We start from the raw sequence: 16,998 nt of genomic DNA on the forward strand, positions 1-16,998 counted from the left end.
GGCCTCCACCGCGCGCCGGATCGGCCTCAGCGGATGACCCGGATCGACCCCGTCAGCGTGCGGGGGGAGACGGGGCGGGTGATCCGCAGCGCGTCCGCGAACAGGGCGCCGACCTTGGTGCCGATGCACAGGCTCACGAAGACGAGCGGCGCAGCGGCGAGCGCCTGGGCGTCGAACGACGCCAGGGCGACCAGGCCGACGGTCCCGGGGACGAGCAGCAGGAACGCCGGCTGGAACGACACCGTCGCCGGCACTGCGAGCGTGACCCGCTCCAGGACACGCGCGGCCAGGAACAGCAGCCCCGCGGTCACCCCGGTCGCGACCGTGCTGCCCGTGTAGGGGCTCAGCAGCGCGAGAGCGGCGTAGGTGCAGATCATCACGATCACGGTGGCGACGGTGAGCCGGAACCCGGCGCCGAAGCTCAGCCCGATGCCGATCGCGAGCACCACGACCCCGAGCCAGGACAGCCAGAACGGCGGCACGGCCTCCCAGCCGCTGTGCCCCGTCACCAGCGACGTCTCGCCGACCAGCGCAGCCGAACGCGGATCCACCCTCAGGCCGGTCACGGCGGCGCCGGTGAAGATGCCGGCGGCCATGAACCCGAGCATGATCAGGCCGTAGATCAGCCGTGATGCGCCGGTCACGATGTCGGCCGCCGTGAGCTCGAGCAGCGCGTTCGTGATGAGCGCGCCCGGCACGAGCAGAGCGACCGGCGCGCACACCGCGAACAGCGGCACGGCGCCGAAGCCCAGGCGATCGGCGACGACGCCGACGATGAGGGTGGACACCAGGGCGGCGACGAACGGGATCACCGCCGCCGCGGCCCTGACCCGATCGGTCATCACGACGATCGCGGCCACGAGCGCGCCGACGAGCAGGGCGAGCAGCACCGCCCACCACGGGCAGCGGAACAGCAGCGCGAGACCGGCGGCGAGCAGCGCCCCGCCGAGGGTGCGCTCGAGTCCGGGGTGGCGGCGCCTGATGCCGCGGATGTGCGCGATGTGCGCGGGCACCTGGTCGAGGCCGACGTTGCCCGCCTCGAGCCGGCGCGCCAGGCGGGAGGCGTGCGCGGTCTGGCGGAAGGTGAGATCGAATCCCTCCCCGGCGGCGATCGTCGTCGCACCCGGGATCCCCGGCCGGTTGACCAGGACGTGCTCGGGGAGCACCGCGAAGGCGAGGCCCTCGCCCGGCGCGGTGGCGTCGCGGGCGCGTTCGAGCGTGCCGCGCACATCGGTCACGGACACGCCCGCGTCGAGCAGCAGGGCACCGAGATCGCCGAGCGCGACGTCGACGCTGACGGATTCAGAAGGGGACATCACTGAAATCGTAGGGCGTGGCACGCCTGCGTCCGCACCGGTGTCGTCCAGGTGGCGAACCTACGCTGGACGGCATGCGAACACGGGCGGGAGCACACGGCACCCGCGCGCCCAGGGCAAGGCGCGCGGCGATCGCGGCCGCCCTGCTCGCGGCGCTGCTCGCAGCGACGGCCTGCGCTCCGGCCGGGCCCCGGCCCGCCGCCTCCTCGCACGCGCCGAGCCCGTCCGCGCCGGCGGCGCGGCAGCGATCCTCCCCGGCGGAGCGCGTGCAGGCGATCGTCGACCGGATGGACCTGCGGCAGCGGGCTGCGGCGGTGGTGATGGGGAACGTGCCTGGCACGGATCCGGCGCAGCTGAGGACCGCGATGAGCGGCGGAGGCGGCGGATTGATCCTGATGGGATCGAACGTGCCCGGCACGCCGGACGGTCTGCATGCGTTGACCTCCGCGCTCACGGCGGATCCTGCACTGCCGCCGCTGATCGCGACGGACGAGGAGGGCGGCGACGTGGTGCGGCTGCCCTGGGACGACCAGCCCGGCGCGGACGTCCTCAAGTCCCAACCGCCCGGCGCCGCGCAGACGGCGTTCGCCGCGCGCGGTCGGCTCCTGCAGGCCGCCGGGGTCACGGTCAACTTCGGCATCGTCGCCGACGTCCCGCAGGGGCCGGACTCGTTCATCTACGACCGCTCCTTCGGCACCGATCCGGCGGCAGCGGCGGATCGGGTGGCCGCGGCGGTGCGCGGCGAGGCTCCGTTCGTGCGCAGCACCCTCAAGCACTTCCCCGGGCACGGCGCGGCCGAGGGCGACTCGCACCACGGCATCCCGAGCACCGGCATGGACCTCGCCACCTGGCGCGCGCAGGTCGCGCCGCCGTTCCTGGCCGGGATCCGCGCCGGGGCGCCCGTGGTGATGATGGGGCATCTCGCGTACACGGCGGTGGACGCCGAGCCCGCGTCGCTGTCGCCGCGCTGGCACGAGATCCTGCGGCACGACCTCGGGTTCCGCGGCGTCATCGTCAGCGACGACCTGAACATGCTCACCGATTCCGGCGTGCCCGCGTACGCCGACGTGGTGGCCGACGCCGTGCGCTCGGTGGCGGCAGGCAGCGACCTCGTGCTCGCGCTCGGCGGAGCGGGACCGGACACCGCGCAGAAGATCGCCGACGGCCTGGCCGCCGCCGTGCAGCGCGGAGACCTGCCCGCATCGAGGCTGGCCGACGCGGTCTCGCACGTGGTGGCGCTGCGACTGCAGAGCGCGACCGCGGGCTGAGCCGTCGCGGCTGCGGCGTCTTGCGTTCTCCCGCGCGTCCTGTCGTCGCGCGCCGCTCGCTCAGCGACCGGTGCCGGTCCCCGACCAGGCCTCGAGGATCCGGTGACGCAGCGCGTTGCCGCGCTCGGCGAAGCCGCGCTGCCGGCGCACATACTCGGCCTTGCCCTCCGCGGTCTCTATCCGCACCGGCACGACGCCCCATGCCGACAGATCGTAGGGCGCGGCCTCCATGTCGAGGATCCGGATGTCGCGGGCGAGCTCGAAGGCGTCCAGCAGGATCTCGCCGGGCACGAGCGGCCCGAGCTTCATCGCCCACTTGTACAGGTCCATCCCGGCGTGCAGGCAGCCGGGCTGTTCCAGCAGCGGCTGGGTCTCGCGGGTCGGGGCGAGCCGGTTGCGCGGCACGGCCTCGGGGGTGAAGAAGCGGAACGCGTCGATGTGCGTGCAGCGCAGCTCGCCCTGCTCGACCACGGCGTCGGTGCCGGCCTGGCCGAGCCGCAGCGGCGCCGCGTGCCGGTGCTCGGGGGCGCGGTAGACCATCGCCCACTCGTGCAGCCCGAAGCAGCCGAACTGGCCGGGGCGCGCCGCCGTGCGCTCGAGCATCTCCCGCACGAGAGCGGCCAGTTCTGGCTTCTCCGCGGCGAAGGCCGCCGGGTCCGGCATCAGGCCGACGGTCGCGGATCCCGCGTCCGGATCCGGGGAGTACCAGCGCCAGCCCGCCCGTTCCGGCGCGTCCTCGAGGACCACGCCCGCACCGGGATGCCAGCGGCGCAGCTGCCCCGGCTTGTAGCCGTAGTAGGTGAACAGGAAGTCGTGCACGGGATGCTTCTCGCGCCGCGCCTGGCGCGCGCGATGATCGGCCGTGAGCGCGTCCGCACGCTCGGCGTGCGCCGCCGCCCGTGCGGTCCAGGTCTCCCGGTCGAGGCGCGCCCGCACCGCGGCGACCGTCGGCAGGCTCGTCATCGCCGCACTGCTGTCATCGCCTCACTGCACCACGCCGGCGGTGATCAGCGTGTCCAGGATGCCGGCGCCGTCCTCGGCGCTGACCCAGGGCACCGTCACCACGGCGTCGATCTCGGCGTCGCCGTCGCCGCGGGATCCGGCGCGGCGTCCGGCCAGCACGGCTTCGGCGGGCAGCAGGCGGCGGATCGCGACGGCGGCGACCGACTCGGGATGCTCGGCGAGGAACTGCCCGTAGATCGCCTCGTCGTGCTGCCCGTCGTCGCCGATCAGCAGCCAGCGCACGTTCGGGAACTCCGCCGCGAGCCGGCTCAGGTTCGTCTGCTTGTGCTCCCGGCCGCTGCGGAACCAGCGTTCGTGCGTCGGCCCCCAGTCGGTGAGCAGCATGGATCCGGCGGGGAACAGGTTCCGGGACAGGAAGCGGTTCAGCGTGGGCGCGATGTTCCACGCCCCGGTGGACAGATAGATCATCGGCGAGCCCGGGTTATCGCGCATCAGCCGCTCGAGCAGCACCGCCATCCCCGGGACGGGGGTGCGGGCGTGCTCGTCCACGACGAACGAGTTCCACGCGGCGATGAGCGGGCGGGGGAGCGCGGTCACCATCACGGTGTCGTCGACGTCGGAGACCACGCCGAAGCGCACGTCCTCCGCCACCACGAAGATCCGCGCCGTGACGGGCTCCTGATCCTCCGCCGACATCGTCACCTGCTGCCAGCCGGGCGGCAGCTCCGCCTCGATCCGGCAGTCGATCACCCCGCCGCGGTCGGCCGTGACCTCGTGCGTGCGATCGCCGACCGTGATCGTGACCGTGGAGAAGCTCACCGGGATGCCGACGAAGCTGCGCCAGCCGCGCACGCTGGCGTCACGCCCCTTGCGGCCGCTCTTCGGCAGGATCAGGACGCGTCCGACCACCCGGATCCAGCCGGGGCCGCCGTAGCCGGGGAAGGGCACGACGGTGGCGCTGCGACCGCGCTTGCGGGCGCGCCGCTCGCGCCACGCGTGGAAGCGGTGCTCCAGGCGGGCGAACCAGTGGATCCGTGCCGGCCGACGCGAGGACGGTTCCGGGCTGCGGGGCGACGGCTTCTGAGCGGGCGGCGGCATAGCGCCTCTAGTCTCCCACGCCCCGGCCGGGATGCACGCCCCGATCCGGTTCGGCGGGACGGCGCGCGGAGCCCGCCCGGCCGCATGCTGGGATAATCTGGAACTTCCCCTGCTCGGGGGACGTTCCTTTGCTGCAAGAGAGTGGTCTTCGCGTTGTCTGAGAACCCGTCCTACACCGCATCCGCCATGCCCGAGGTGGGCGAGACGCTGTCGGCGGCCGAACAGGCGCACCTGCTCCAGGCGAAGTGGCAGAAGTACTGGGCGCAGAACGAGACGTTCCGGGCCGGCGGCACCGACGACAAGCGCCCGCGCAAGTACGTGCTGGCGATGTTCCCGTACCCCTCCGGTGATCTGCACATGGGCCACGCGGAGAACTACCTCTACTCCGACATCGTGGCGCGCTTCTGGCGGCACCGCGGGCACAACGTCCTGAACCCGATCGGCTGGGACTCGTTCGGCCTGCCGGCCGAGAACGCCGCGATCCGCCGGGGTGCCGACCCGCGCGAGTGGACGTACCAGAACATCGCGCAGCAGAAGGCGGGTTTCCAGGCCTACGGCGTCTCCTTCGACTGGAGCCGCGTGCTGCACACCTCCGATCCGGAGTACTACCGCTGGAACCAGTGGCTGTTCCTGAAGCTGTACGAGCGGGGCCTGGCCTACCGCAAGAAGAGCCCGGTGAACTGGTGCCCGCACGACCAGACGGTGCTGGCGAACGAGCAGGTCGTGGACGGGCGCTGCGAGCGCTGCGGCGCCGAGGTCGTGAAGAAGAACCTGACGCAGTGGTACTTCCGGATCACCGAGTACGCGGACCGTCTGCTGGACGACCTGAACCAGCTCGAGGGCTTCTGGCCGCACAAGGTGCTGCAGATGCAGCGCAACTGGATCGGCCGCTCCGTCGGCGCGGACGTGGACTTCCGCATCGAGGGCCGCGAGGAGCCGGTCACGGTGTTCTCCACCCGCCCTGACACCCTGCACGGGGCGACGTTCATGGTCGTGGCGCCGGACTCGGACCTGGCGTCCGAGCTGGCCGCGGGATCCTCCGAGCTGGTGCGCACCCGCTTCCAGGACTACCTGACCCAGGTGCAGAAGACGAGCGAGATCGACCGCCAGTCCGCCGACCGGCCGAAGACCGGCGTGTTCCTGGACCGCTACGCGATCAACCCGGTCAACGGCGAGCGGCTGCCGATCTGGGCCGCCGACTATGTGCTGGCCGACTACGGCCACGGCGCCGTCATGGCCGTGCCCGCCCACGATCAGCGCGACCTCGACTTCGCGCGCGCGTTCGACCTGCCCGTGCGGGTCGTGGTGGACACCACCGCACCGGTCACCGGCGCGCTGCCGATCATCGAGCTGGACGAGGACGGCGTGCCGATCGAGCCGCTGGACGCGCTCGACGACCAGCACCCCGCGAAGACCGGCATCGCCCTCACCGGCGACGGCCGCATGATCAACTCCGGAGAGCTGAACGGCCTGTCCAAGCGCAACGCGATCGCCCGCGCGATCGAGCAGCTCGAGGCGGCCGGCACCGGTCGCAAGTCGAAGAACTACCGCCTGCGCGACTGGCTGATCTCCCGCCAGCGCTTCTGGGGCACTCCGATCCCGATGCTGCACACCCAGGACGGCGAGATCGTGCCGGTGCCGGAGGAGCAGCTGCCGGTGCTGCTGCCGCGGGTCGAGGGACTGGATCTGTCGCCGAGGGGGACGAGCCCGCTGGGTGCGGCGGAGTCGTGGGTGCGCACGGTCGACCCGGCCACGGGTGAGCCGGCGCTGCGCGACCCGGACACCATGGACACGTTCGTGGACAGCTCCTGGTACTACCTGCGGTTCCTCTCCCCGAACAGCGACACCGTCGCGTTCGACGTCGACGAGGCGCGCCGCTGGGCGCCGATCGACGCCTATGTGGGCGGCGTCGAGCACGCGATCCTGCACCTGCTGTACGCGCGGTTCATCACCAAGGTCCTGTTCGATGAGGGCCTGATCGACTTCACCGAGCCGTTCTCGAGCCTGATCAACCAGGGCATGGTGATCCTGAACGGCGCCAAGATGTCCAAGAGCAAAGGCAACCTGGTGCTGTTCGAGGAGGAGCTGGACGCGTACGGCGCGGACGCCCTGCGCGTCGCGCTCGCCTTCGCCGGCCCCGTGGAGGACGACAAGGACTGGAAGGACGTCTCGACCACCGGCGCGCAGAAGTTCCTGGCCCGCGCGCTGCGCGTCGCCGAGGACGTGAACAGCCCGGTCGACGTGGTCTTCGACGGCGGGGACGCGGCGCTGCGCCGCGCCACCCACCGCCTGCTGGCCGACGCTCCCGCGCTCATCGAGCAGACGAAGTTCAACGTGCTGGTCGCCCGCCTGATGGAGCTGGTGAACGCCATCCGCAAGACGATCGACGCCGGTCCCGGCGCGGCCGACCCTGCGGTGCGCGAGGCGGCGGAGACCCTTGCGGTGATGCTCGACCTGGTCGCTCCGCACACCGCGGAGGAGATCTGGGAGATCCTCGGACACGAGCCGTCCGTGGGGCTGGTGACCTGGCGTCAGGCGGACCCGCTGCTGATCGTCGAGGACACCGTGACGTGCGCCGTGCAGGTCAACGGCAAGGTGCGCACCACGCTCGAGGTGCCCGCGAAGATCGGCGAGGCCGACCTCGAGGCGCTCGCCCGTGCGGACGAGAAGGTGCAGCGCGCCCTCGAGGGCAAGCAGATCGCGCGCGTGATCGTCCGCGCGCCGAAGATCGTCAACTTCGCCGTCAAGGGCTGAGCCGGGGGATTCGCCCTGAGCTCGGCCCTGCCGCGCTGCGGTCAGACCAGCCGCTCGAGGGGATTGTCGGCGAGCTTGCGTGCGAGCCCGCCGTCGACGAGCCGTCGCGCCTGACTGCGGGGCTTGCGCGTCGCCTGGTCGATCACGCAGGTCCCGAACTCCTCGGCGAGAGCCAGACGCGGGTAGGCGGTGAGCACCTCGCGGCGGAAGTCCTCGGGGATCTCCGAGTCGCGGCGCCCTGAGATGTCCAGGCCGGTCGCGGTCTCGAGAAGGTATCCCTCCAGGTCCAGGTCCGGATCCACCTCCGGCCAGTTGTGGCGCACGATGACCTCGTTGATGCGGCGCCGGCGCGTGGCGGGCCAGCCCGCCCCGGCGGTGAGCGCCTCGCCGACGAAGCCGCCCGCCTCCTCGTAGCCGAGCAGGTCGTTGTCGAACGAGGGCACAAGGCCGATGTCGTGCAGCAGAGCGGCCGTGTAGAGCAGCTCGTGGTCGACGCCCGCGCGCCCCTCGACGACCGCGAACGCCTCCGCCCACAGCCATGACCGCATGACGTGGTTCGCGAGCGCCGGCGTATGGAAGTCGCGCAGCAGCTCGCGGGCGCCGCGCGCGGCGGCGGTGCGGGGTTCGGGGAAGTCCTTGACGCGCATGAGGCTCCGGTTCGTCGCGATGGCGGGGAGCCTTCAGCGTATTGCGGACGGACGGCACCGCGGCGACGCGTCATCGCCGCGTGGGCGGTCGCCCGACCCGGTCGCCCTCCACAGCGCGGCGCGAACACGGCTTGCGCACCCGTTGCGGCACGGGCGGTCCGCGCGGCGGCACGGACGCATAGCGTCGGCGTGTGAGTGAGGACGCGGAGCTCGAGACGCCGGCGCCGGTCATCGCGTCGCGCACACCGCGGAGGATCCGGCTCGGCCTGGGCGCGGCCGTCGTGGTCGCGCTGGTGGCGGTGTCCGTCACGGTGGGTGCCGGACTGCTGATGCGCGCGCCCGCGGGACCGGAGACGATCCCGGTCGGCCGGGGCCCGACCCCCGGCGCCACCGGCATCGCGGCCGGATCCGTCTACGTGCACGTGCTGGGTCAGGTGGCCCACCCGGGGCTGTACGTGCTCGACGACGGCGCGCGGGTCGCGGAGGCTCTCGCGGCGGCCGGCGGCACGCTGCCGGACGCCGATCCGGGAGCCGTCAATCTCGCGCGACCGCTCGTCGACGGAGAGCAGATCCTCGTTCCGGCGACCGGGGCGGCTCCCGCCGGGGGATCTCCCGGGGCGGGAGGTGCCGGTGGTTCGAGCACGGGCGGATCCGGCCCGCCGGGTGGTCTGGTGGATCTGAACACCGCGGATCTGGCCGCGCTCGACACCCTGCCGCGGATCGGCCCCGCCCTGGCCCAGCGGATCATCGACTGGCGGACCGCGAACGGCCGGTTCACGAGCGTCGACGATCTGCTGGGCGTGCCGGGGATCGGCGACAAGATGCTCGCATCGATCAGGGATCTGGTGCGGGTGTGAGCGGCACCGTACGCGGAGTCGAGCGGCCCTCGGCCGGCGCGGTCCTGCCGCGTCGGCGGGTGCGCGACGTCCGCATGGTCCCCGTGGCCGCCACGGCGTGGTCGGTGGCGCTGCTGGTCTCGTTCCTGCCCTGGTCGTCCTGGGCGGTCTCCGGTGCGGCGGTCGTGCTCGCGCTCGCGCTCGTGCTCGGACGCGGGCGGATGGCGAGGAGCGCACGGCCGCCGGCCGCCGCGGTCGCTCGCGCGGTTCCGCTGATCGTGGTCTGCGCCGCCGTCGCCGCGGCGATCGGCGCGGCGATCGCGCTGTCCGGCCCCGCGCGCGACGAGGCGACCACGCTGCAGGGCCACGCGGTCACGGCGGAGGTGAGGGTGCGCTCGCTCCCTGCCGTNCGGCCGGCTGTGGGCGGACGCCGACACGATCAGGATCGGTCCCGGCGGCCGGCAGCGCGACCTGCGCGTGCCGGTGCGCATCGGGATCCCCGCCGACGGGCACGCCGCGACGCTGGGGCCGGGGACGGTGCTCCGGTTCACGGCACAGGCCAAGAGCACGGACGCGGGGGAGCGCGCCGCCCTGGTCCTGTTCGCCTCGGGGACCGTCGAGCACCTCTCCCGCGGCGGACCCGTCGAGGCGCTCGCGGGCGACATCCGCGCCGCGTTCATCGCCCGCACGCAGCGCCTGCCGGAACCCGGATCCGAACTGCTGCCGGGGCTGGCGGTGGGCGACGTGCGCGCCGTGACCCCTGAGCTCGACGCGGCGATGAAGGCGAGCGGCCTGAGCCACCTCACGGCCGTGTCCGGCAGCAACCTCGCGCTCGTCGCCGCCGCCGGCTTCGGTCTGGTGGCGCTGCTCGGCGGGGGGAGAGTGCTGCGGATCGCGGTGGCGACCGCGTTCCTCGCGGGCTTCGTGGTCCTGGTCACCCCGCAGCCGAGTGTGATCAGAGCGGCGGCGATGGCCGGTGTCGCCATGCTCGCGCTGCTGCTCGGCAGACCCAGGGCGGGCCTGTCGGTGCTGCTCCTGGCCGTCACGGTGCTGCTGCTCGCCGGCCCGCGGCTCTCGGCCGCCCCCGGCTTCGCGCTGTCCGCCGCGGCGACGGCCGGGCTGATCGTGCTGGCGCCTCCGCTGGCCCGCGGCCTGGATCGCTGGCTGCCGCATCCGATCGCGCTGGCCGTGGCGGTGCCGCTGTCGGCGCAGCTCGCGTGCGGGCCGATCATCGCGCTGTTCGCGGCGCAGCAGTCGGTGGTGGCGGTGCTCGCGAATCTGCTGGCCGAGCCGGCTTCGCCGATCGCGACGGTGCTCGGTCTGCTCGCGTGTCTCGCGATGCCGCTGCCGGCGCTCGCGGATCTCTTCGCCGCCGCGGCATGGCTGCCCTCCGCGTGGATCGCGCAGACGGCGGTCGTGACGGCCGGGCTTCCCGCCGCGACGATCGCGGCCCCCGCAGGGATCGTCACCGCCTCGATCGTCGCCGCCCTGAGCGCCGGCGTGTACGCGCTGATCGCCCCGCATCGCCCGCTCCGGCCCCGGTTGCGGATCCTCGGCGCTGGCCTGCTCGCGGTGCTGACAGGCACGGCCGGCGGGTGGGCGGTCCTGGCCGGGCCGATCGCGTTGGTGCAGAGGCCGGCCGACTGGGCGATCGCGCTGTGCGACGTCGGCCAGGGCGACGCGATCCTGGTGCGCAGCGCGGGCCGCACGATGCTCATCGACACCGGTCCGGATCCGGAGCCGCTGCGGCGCTGTCTCGGCGACCTCGGCGTCTCGCACCTCGACGTGCTGCTGCTCACGCACTTCGATCACGACCATGCGGGATCCTCCGACGTGCTGGTGGGGAGGGCGGACGCGGTGCTGCACGGACCGGTGGACACCCCCGCGCATCAGGGGCAGCTCGACCGCCTGGCGGCCGGAGGGGCGGGGCTGGTGGACGCCGCCGCCGGGATGACCGGCCGCCTCGGCGACGCCGACTGGCGCGTGCTGTGGCCGAGGAGGGACGAGAAGGTCTTCCCGCCGGGCAACGACGCGGGCGTGATCGTCGAGGTGTCCGGCGGCGGCGTGCCGCGTTCGCTGTTCCTGGCGGATCTCTCCGCGGCCTCGCAGGGGATGCTGCGGCGGATCGCGCACCCGCACGACGAGACCGTCGTCAAGGTCGCCCATCACGGCAGCGCCGATCAGGATCCGCAGCTGTACGCCGCCCTGAACCCGGCGCTCGCACTCATCTCGGTCGGAGCGGGCAACGACTACGGGCATCCGCGGCAGACCACCCTGGACATGCTCCGCGCCCTCGACACGCCGATCCTGCGCACGGATCAGCGCGGCACGATCCTCGTCTCGGAGGACGAGCGGGGGCTGCGGGTGTGGACGCAGCGGCCGACGCCCGCGGAGACGTCGCCCCCTGCTCCGTCCATCCGCACTCCGCCCCCGCCAACCCGGCCCCCGTCAACCCGGCCCCCGTCGACCCGGCCCCCGCCCGCGTCCCCTCGGCCCTCGACGGCCGCCAGGGCGCCGTGAAGGTCGGCACCCGCCGGTACGCTGGTGGCATGCCCGCTCCGCGCTCGTCCTCCACCGCACGTCGAGGAGGGAAGGGCTCGAACATCCCGCAGGTGTCCTGGCGGGAGCCGCGGCCCGCGCCCGTCGTGCTCGTGTCCGGACCCGAGGAGATCTGCGCCGAGCGCGCGACCGCGGGGATCCGCACCTACCTTCGCGCCGAGGATCCTGCACTCGAGGTCAGCGACCTGCGCGCGGACGACTACGAGGCGGGCACTCTGCTCGCGCTCGCCTCGCCGTCGCTGTTCGGCGAACCGCGGCTGCTGCGCATCTCCGGCGTGGAGCGCTGCACCGACGCGTTCCTCGCCGAGGCGGTCGCCTACCTCGAGCACCCGCAGGAGGGCGCGACGGTCGTGCTGCGGCACACCGGCGCGACGGTGCGCGGCAAGAAGCTGCTCGACGCGATCCGGGCCGGCACCGGCGGCGGGATCGAGATCGCCTGCCCCGCGATCAAGCGCGACGACGAGAAGGCCGACTTCGCGGCGGGGGAGTTCCGCGCCGCCGGGCGCCGGATCGCCCCGCAGGCGCTGCGTGCGCTGGTCTCCGCCTTCTCGGACGACATCGACGAGCTCGCCGCGGCATGCCAGCAGCTGATCAACGACGTCGAGGGCGACGTCGGGCCCGAGATCGTGCAGCGCTACTACGGCGGCCGGGTCGAGGTGTCCGCCTTCGTCGTCGCCGACACCGCCATCGCGGGCCGGCTGGGCGACGCGCTCGTCGCACTGCGGCACGCACTGGCCTCCGGCGCGGATCCGGTGCCGATGGTGGCCGCGTTCGCGATGAAGCTGCGCTCGATGGCGCGGGTCGCCGGATCCCGGGAGTCCAACGCGGCCCTCGCGGCGAGATTGGGCATGAAGGACTGGCAGGTGGATCGCGCCCGCCGAGACCTGTCGGGATGGAACGAGCGCACTCTCGGCCTGGCCATCCAGGCCACCGCGCGCGCCGACGCCGANCGACCCGATCTTCGCGCTCGAGCGCATGGTCACCGTGATCGCCACCCGCGCACCGTACGGCGAGGCGGGGCGCTGAGCGAACGCGCTCGTCGGGGCGTGCAGGCACGGCCGTGCGTCTCGGTCGGCTCGGGCGTCGGCATTCGACGACCTCCGAGCCGCCCCGGGAACGACGAAGGCCCGCCCCAGCGGGACGGGCCTTCGGCAGAACGGGTGCGGCTCAGAGAGCGGCGACCTTCTTCGCGATCGCCGACTTGCGGTTCGCGGCCTGGTTCGAGTGGATGACGCCCTTGCTGACGGCCTTGTCGAGCTTCTTGGCCGCCGTCTTCAGCGCGGTCTCGGCGGCGGCCTTGTCGCCGGCGGCGACGGCCTTGCGGGCGTTGCGGACCGCGGTCTTCAGCTCGCTCTTGACGGCCTTGTTGCGCTCGTGCGCCTTCTCGTTGGTCTTGTTGCGCTTGATCTGCGACTTGATGTTCGCCACGGGTGGAAACCTTCGTTCGTGTGATGGATGGAAAAGCCGCGGGCGAGAGAGGGCGCCGTACGGCGGTCGTGAGGGAAGAACCCACACGCAAGCCAATCACCGATCTTATCAGGTGATCCGGCTGAACTCCGAACCGGCCGCAGCACGGCGGACCCGGTCGCGCGCCCGCGCGTCGCGCGTCCGTGTGCAGGCGGTCCGGGCGCATGCTGTGGGAGGATCCGGAGGAGCGGCGCTCCTCCTGCGACGGCGTCGCGCGCTCATCGAGGAGGCACGGTCATGACCGGGACGGCGAAGCGGGTCGGACCGCTCTGGATGATGCTGTTCACGCTCGCATGGCTGGCGATCTGGACGGTGCAGCTCACCCCGGTGCAACTCCTGCTGCCGTTGCAGCTGGACACGAACGGCCAGGGCCGGAACTGGATCGCCGGCGTCGTCTGGGCGGGCGTGGTGCTGAGCGTCGGCGGGCTGGTGGGCATCGTCGCCGCTCCGCTGTCGGGCCGCTGGTCCGATCGGACGCGCTCGCGCTGGGGGCGCCGCCGCCCCTGGGCGATCGGCGGCTCGGTGCTGTCCGCGGTCGGTCTGGTGCTCACCGGCCTGGTGTCGGGGCCGCTCGCGGTGGGCGCCGCCTGGATCGTCGTGTCCGTCGGCGTCTCGGTCGCGTCCGCGGCCCTCACCGCGATGATCGCCGACCAGCTCACCGATCAGCGCGGTGCCGCCTCGGCCGCCGCGAGCTCGGCGCAGGCGGTCGGCATCGTCGTCGGAGTGGGCGCCGTGGTCCTGATCGGGCTGGACGTCGCACAGTCCTACTTCCTGCTCGCCGCCATCATCGGCGTGGTGGGCGTGGGCACGGCGCTCCTGCTGCCGGATGCGGCGGCGCACGAGCTGCCCGCCGCGGTGCGGCGCCCCACAGGATCGGGCGCCTCCTGGCGGGATCGCGACTTCCTCTGGCTGCTGGCCGGCCGCCTCATCGTGAACATCGGCAACGCATTCGGCACCTCGCTGCTGCTGTTCTTCCTGCTCTACGGCGTGCGGGTGCCGTCCACACAATCGCAGGACGATCTCCTGATCCTCATCGTGATCTACACGATCTTCGTCGTGATCGCGTCGGTCGTCGCCGGCATGCTCTCCGACCGCCCCGGCCCGGATCGGCTGCGACGGCGCCGCACGCTGACCGCGGTGTCGGCGGTCGTGCAGGCGGTGTCCGGGGTCGTGATCATCATCAGCCCGAGCCTGGTGACGACCATGATCGCCGCCGCGATCATGGGGGCCGGCTACGGCGCCTATATGGCGGTGAGCCTGGCGTTCGCGACGGATCTGCTCAAGGATCCGGACGACCACGCGCGGGATCTCGGTCTGGTGAACGTCTCCGCGCAGCTCGGGCAGCTGCTCGGTCCGCTCCTGGGCGCCGGTCTGGTCGCTCTCGTCGGCGGGTTCTGGCTGCTGTTCGCGGCGGCCGCGGTGCTGTCCCTGGTCGGCGCGGTGATGACGTATGCGGTCAGGACGCGGTCTCCAGCGTCGCCAGCGCCAGTTCCAGCACCGCGTTGAACACCCGCGGCCGCATGGCCGTGACCAGATGCGTGGTGCGCGGCACGACGAGGAACTCCGCCCGCGGGGCGAGGCGGCGGTAGAGCGCCTCGTGCGTGCGCAGCTGGTCGAACTGCCCGTTCACGAACCAGGTGGGGATCGCGATCCGGTGCACCGCGGATTCCAGCTCCAGCGCCGCCAGCGAGCGCAGCGCCACATCCTGCGCCGCCATGGCGTACCCGCCGGAGCCGAAGTCCTCGCGGGTCTCGGGCGGCAGCGTGATGTCGAGCACCCGCCGGCTCAGCCACAGGCCGCGGTCGGGCATCGCGTTGAGCGCACCGGCGAGCACCCGGTAGGCGGTGAGGCCCGCGCCCCGGGGGAGCGCCGTGCAGGACGCCCCGATGAATCCCGCCACCGGCGGGGCGGGCTCCGCGCCCACGTACGCGGTCGAGAGCAGCCCGCCCATCGAATGCCCGACGAGCAGGACCGGCCCGTCGACGGAGCGCACCGCGTCGTCGATCGTGCGCAGCGCCGCCTCCAGCGTGAACTCTTCGACCATGCGGGTGCCGTGGCCGGGCAGGTCGACGGCCATGGCCGGGTTGCCGCGACGGGTCAGGAACTCGACCTGCGCGCGCCACATGGTCGCGGAGGTGCGGATCCCGTGCACGAGCACGACGGAGACGGCGGGGGCGGGCATGGCTCGAGTCTAGGAAATGCCGAGGGGGAGGGGGCGGACGACGGACACCGGAACGCGGAGGGCGGCAACGAGAGCGGGGCCGGTNCCCCGCTCCGTGCAGGACTGCCTACTTCTGCCAGCCCACGTTCTCCACCGGCTGGACGCCGAAGAGGTCGAGACCCACGTAGGTCTCGGGCGTGAGGTTGGCGAGGCCCTTCTTGGCAGTGATGATCTCAGGACCGTTGTAGAGCGGGATGACGCCCCAGGTCTCCTTGATGATCTGCGGCTCGAGCTTCATCGCGGCCGTGGTCCACGCGTCGGACGTGGTCTGCGACTCGACATCGCTCTTGATCTTCGCGTCGATCGCCTTGGTGCTGGTGCTGGACAGGTTCAGGTTGCTGTCCGAGCAGTACATCTGGCAGAACCACGCGGGCCCGAACGGGTCGGAGTCGGTGAACCGCATCGCGAGCGCGTCCCAGTTCTTCGTGGAGACGTCGTTCGAGAAGTTCGCGGGCGACCGGGTGTCGATCTTCAGATCGATCCCGACGGCCTTCTCCTGCTGCTGCAGAGCCTTGGCGAGCGCGGCCTGCACGGGGCTGTCGCTGAACACCGGGTAGGTGACGGTCAGCTTGACGCCGTCCTTCTCGCGGATGCCGTCCGATCCTGCCTTCCAGCCCGCCTCGTCGAGCAGCTTCTTGGCCGCGGCGACATCGAAGGCCAGGCCGGCGGCCTTGAAGGAGTCGGTGTAGCCCTTCTGGAAGGGGTACACGATGAGGGATCCGGCCGCAGGCTCGCTGTAGCCGAGCCCGTTCCACGCGATCTTCTTCTGCTGCTCGATGTTGATCGCCTGGAAGAACGCCTGGCGGACCTTGATGTCCTTCAGCTGCGGCTTGGTCGAGTCGAGCTGGATGATGGTCTTCGCGGTCTGCTGTGCGCGGTAGACGACCGCGCCCTTGACGTTCTTGACCTGGTTGATCGCGTCCGCGGACGAGGTCTCGACCTGGTCGACCTCGCCGTTCTTGAAGGCGTTCAGGGAGGCCGCGCGGTCCATGCCGGTGAACGTCACCTTGTCGAGCAGCGGCTTGTCGCCCCACCACTTCTCGTTCGGCGTGAGCGTGACCTTCTGGCCGTTCACGTCGAAGTTCGACAGCTTGTACGGGCCCGCACCCCACTCCGGGTGCGGGTTGCCGTTGAAGGCGTCGTTGTACAGCGCGGGCGTGTTCACGGCCGGGTGCAGGATGCCGGTGAGGAACGGCATCTTCGGCCAGGCGAACTCGCGGTCGAACGTGACGATGACGTCCTTCGCGGACGCGCCCTTGGTCACGGACTCGATGTCCTTGTAGCCGTCCGTCGCGCTCGCCTTGAAGTCGGGGTTGGACCCGTTGTTGTCCTTCCACGTGGTCTCGAAGGCGGTCCAGTCGATGGGCGTGCCGTCGTTCCACACGGCTTTGTCGTTCACCTTCATGGTGATGACGGTCTTGCCGTCCTTGGTGCCGATGTCCCACTTGTCGAGGTAGGCGGGGTTCGGCTTGACCGTGCCGTCCGGGTCCATGAGGAAGACCTGCGGCATGTACCACGTGGCCAGGCGCGACGTGTCCGCGGTGCCGTCGCCGTTGAACGGGTTCATCTGCGCCGGGATCTCATTGATCCAGAAGTGCGCCTCCCCGCCTTGCTTGAGGTTCTCCCGGGGCTGGGGGTTGTAGTCCGCGGTCTTGGTCGCGACGGGCTTGTCGGTGCTGCCGCCGCCCGTTGATCCGCTCGCCGAGCAACCGCTGATGGCGATCGCCAGCGCGCCGCCGAGGGCGACGACGCCCCACAGCTTGTGCTGCTTCTTCATGGTTCTCCTTCTGTTGCCTTTCGGCTCTTTGGGGACAGACACAGTTAACCGGCGTAAACCCGTTCGGCCGGGTTCGGCACAGAACCGTTACT

General features: G+C 72.1%; 13 protein-coding genes and 1 pseudogene. 6 read left to right on the plus strand and 8 right to left on the minus strand.

The window, feature by feature from the left end; translation table 11 throughout:
• Positions 1–26: 26 nt before the first annotated feature.
• On the minus strand, positions 27–1,316 hold the full coding sequence (locus ACTJJZ_RS05060; RefSeq protein WP_440720097.1) for a threonine/serine exporter family protein: 1,290 nt from the start codon (positions 1,314–1,316) through the stop codon (positions 27–29).
• 74 nt (positions 1,317–1,390) lie between these two features.
• Between ACTJJZ_RS05060 and ACTJJZ_RS05065 the strand changes: the two genes are divergently transcribed.
• Positions 1,391–2,584 carry a glycoside hydrolase family 3 N-terminal domain-containing protein gene (locus ACTJJZ_RS05065; RefSeq protein ID WP_440720098.1) on the plus strand — a complete coding sequence of 398 codons (1,194 nt, stop codon included), beginning with the start codon at positions 1,391–1,393 and terminating at the stop codon, positions 2,582–2,584.
• 60 nt (positions 2,585–2,644) lie between these two features.
• On the opposite strand, the gene ACTJJZ_RS05070 is transcribed toward ACTJJZ_RS05065, so the two are convergent.
• Both ACTJJZ_RS05070 and ACTJJZ_RS05075 read right to left on the minus strand, forming a co-directional pair.
• Positions 2,645–3,547, minus strand: coding sequence for a 3-methyladenine DNA glycosylase (locus ACTJJZ_RS05070; RefSeq protein ID WP_440720099.1), 903 nt, complete (start codon positions 3,545–3,547; stop codon positions 2,645–2,647).
• 21 nt (positions 3,548–3,568) lie between these two features.
• Positions 3,569–4,645, minus strand: a complete 1,077-nt coding sequence (locus ACTJJZ_RS05075; RefSeq protein WP_440720100.1) for an App1 family protein — start codon at positions 4,643–4,645, stop codon at positions 3,569–3,571.
• A 186-nt stretch (positions 4,646–4,831) separates the two neighbouring features.
• Here ACTJJZ_RS05075 and leuS point away from each other — a divergent pair, with 186 nt between their 5' ends.
• Positions 4,832–7,399 carry a leucine--tRNA ligase gene (gene leuS / locus ACTJJZ_RS05080; RefSeq protein WP_440720380.1) on the plus strand — a complete coding sequence of 856 codons (2,568 nt, stop codon included), beginning with the start codon at positions 4,832–4,834 and terminating at the stop codon, positions 7,397–7,399.
• A 41-nt stretch (positions 7,400–7,440) separates the two neighbouring features.
• Here the strand turns inward: leuS and ACTJJZ_RS05085 are convergent, their stop codons facing one another.
• Complete coding sequence (locus ACTJJZ_RS05085; protein ID WP_440720101.1) at positions 7,441–8,046, minus strand: HD domain-containing protein; 606 nt, start codon at positions 8,044–8,046, stop codon at positions 7,441–7,443.
• Positions 8,047–8,237: 191 nt separating this feature from the next.
• On the opposite strand from ACTJJZ_RS05085, the gene ACTJJZ_RS05090 reads away from it, so the two are divergent.
• Positions 8,238–8,903, plus strand: a complete 666-nt coding sequence (locus tag ACTJJZ_RS05090; RefSeq protein ID WP_440720102.1) for a ComEA family DNA-binding protein — start codon at positions 8,238–8,240, stop codon at positions 8,901–8,903.
• Here ACTJJZ_RS05090 and ACTJJZ_RS05095 read toward each other — a convergent pair.
• A complete protein-coding gene (locus ACTJJZ_RS05095; RefSeq protein ID WP_440720103.1) occupies positions 8,881–9,258 on the minus strand; it encodes a hypothetical protein in 378 nt (125 codons plus the stop codon). The two genes, ACTJJZ_RS05090 and ACTJJZ_RS05095, sit on opposite strands and share 23 nt — an antisense overlap.
• 101 nt (positions 9,259–9,359) lie before the next feature.
• Between ACTJJZ_RS05095 and ACTJJZ_RS05100 the strand changes: the two genes are divergently transcribed.
• Positions 9,360–11,402, plus strand: a complete 2,043-nt coding sequence (locus ACTJJZ_RS05100) for a ComEC/Rec2 family competence protein (protein WP_440720104.1) — start codon at positions 9,360–9,362, stop codon at positions 11,400–11,402.
• Positions 11,403–11,431: 29 nt separating this feature from the next.
• Positions 11,432–12,467 (plus strand): annotated as a pseudogene (gene holA / locus ACTJJZ_RS05105) (DNA polymerase III subunit delta).
• 141 nt (positions 12,468–12,608) lie between these two features.
• Here holA and rpsT read toward each other — a convergent pair.
• On the minus strand, positions 12,609–12,869 hold the full coding sequence (rpsT, locus tag ACTJJZ_RS05110; RefSeq protein WP_440720105.1) for a 30S ribosomal protein S20: 261 nt from the start codon (positions 12,867–12,869) through the stop codon (positions 12,609–12,611).
• A 276-nt stretch (positions 12,870–13,145) separates the two neighbouring features.
• Between rpsT and ACTJJZ_RS05115 the strand changes: the two genes are divergently transcribed.
• Entirely contained in the window at positions 13,146–14,414 is a 1,269-nt protein-coding gene (locus ACTJJZ_RS05115) for an MFS transporter (RefSeq protein WP_440720106.1), read from the plus strand.
• On the opposite strand, the gene ACTJJZ_RS05120 is transcribed toward ACTJJZ_RS05115, so the two are convergent.
• Both ACTJJZ_RS05120 and ACTJJZ_RS05125 read right to left on the minus strand, forming a co-directional pair.
• Positions 14,365–15,090 (minus strand): alpha/beta fold hydrolase, encoded by a 726-nt coding sequence (locus tag ACTJJZ_RS05120; protein WP_440720107.1) that lies wholly within the window; start codon positions 15,088–15,090, stop codon positions 14,365–14,367. The genes ACTJJZ_RS05115 and ACTJJZ_RS05120 overlap by 50 nt on opposite strands.
• Positions 15,091–15,196: 106 nt before the next feature.
• On the minus strand, positions 15,197–16,906 hold the full coding sequence (locus ACTJJZ_RS05125; protein WP_440720108.1) for an ABC transporter family substrate-binding protein: 1,710 nt from the start codon (positions 16,904–16,906) through the stop codon (positions 15,197–15,199).
• Positions 16,907–16,998: the final 92 nt, after the last annotated feature.

Origin of the sequence: Microbacterium sp. 22242 (assembly GCF_052045495.1) — a bacterium.
GTDB lineage: Bacteria > Actinomycetota > Actinomycetes > Actinomycetales > Microbacteriaceae > Microbacterium.

Coding starts and splice junctions, on each gene's coding strand:
- ACTJJZ_RS05060 (WP_440720097.1), bottom strand. CDS start 1,316: ATGTCCCCTTCTGAATCCGTCAGCGTCGACGTCGCGCTCGGCGATCTC.
- ACTJJZ_RS05065 (WP_440720098.1), top strand. CDS start 1,391: ATGCGAACACGGGCGGGAGCACACGGCACCCGCGCGCCCAGGGCAAGG.
- ACTJJZ_RS05070 (WP_440720099.1), bottom strand. CDS start 3,547: ATGACGAGCCTGCCGACGGTCGCCGCGGTGCGGGCGCGCCTCGACCGG.
- ACTJJZ_RS05075 (WP_440720100.1), bottom strand. CDS start 4,645: ATGCCGCCGCCCGCTCAGAAGCCGTCGCCCCGCAGCCCGGAACCGTCC.
- leuS (WP_440720380.1), top strand. CDS start 4,832: ATGCCCGAGGTGGGCGAGACGCTGTCGGCGGCCGAACAGGCGCACCTG.
- ACTJJZ_RS05085 (WP_440720101.1), bottom strand. CDS start 8,046: ATGCGCGTCAAGGACTTCCCCGAACCCCGCACCGCCGCCGCGCGCGGC.
- ACTJJZ_RS05115 (WP_440720106.1), top strand. CDS start 13,146: ATGACCGGGACGGCGAAGCGGGTCGGACCGCTCTGGATGATGCTGTTC.
- ACTJJZ_RS05120 (WP_440720107.1), bottom strand. CDS start 15,090: ATGCCCGCCCCCGCCGTCTCCGTCGTGCTCGTGCACGGGATCCGCACC.
- ACTJJZ_RS05125 (WP_440720108.1), bottom strand. CDS start 16,906: ATGAAGAAGCAGCACAAGCTGTGGGGCGTCGTCGCCCTCGGCGGCGCG.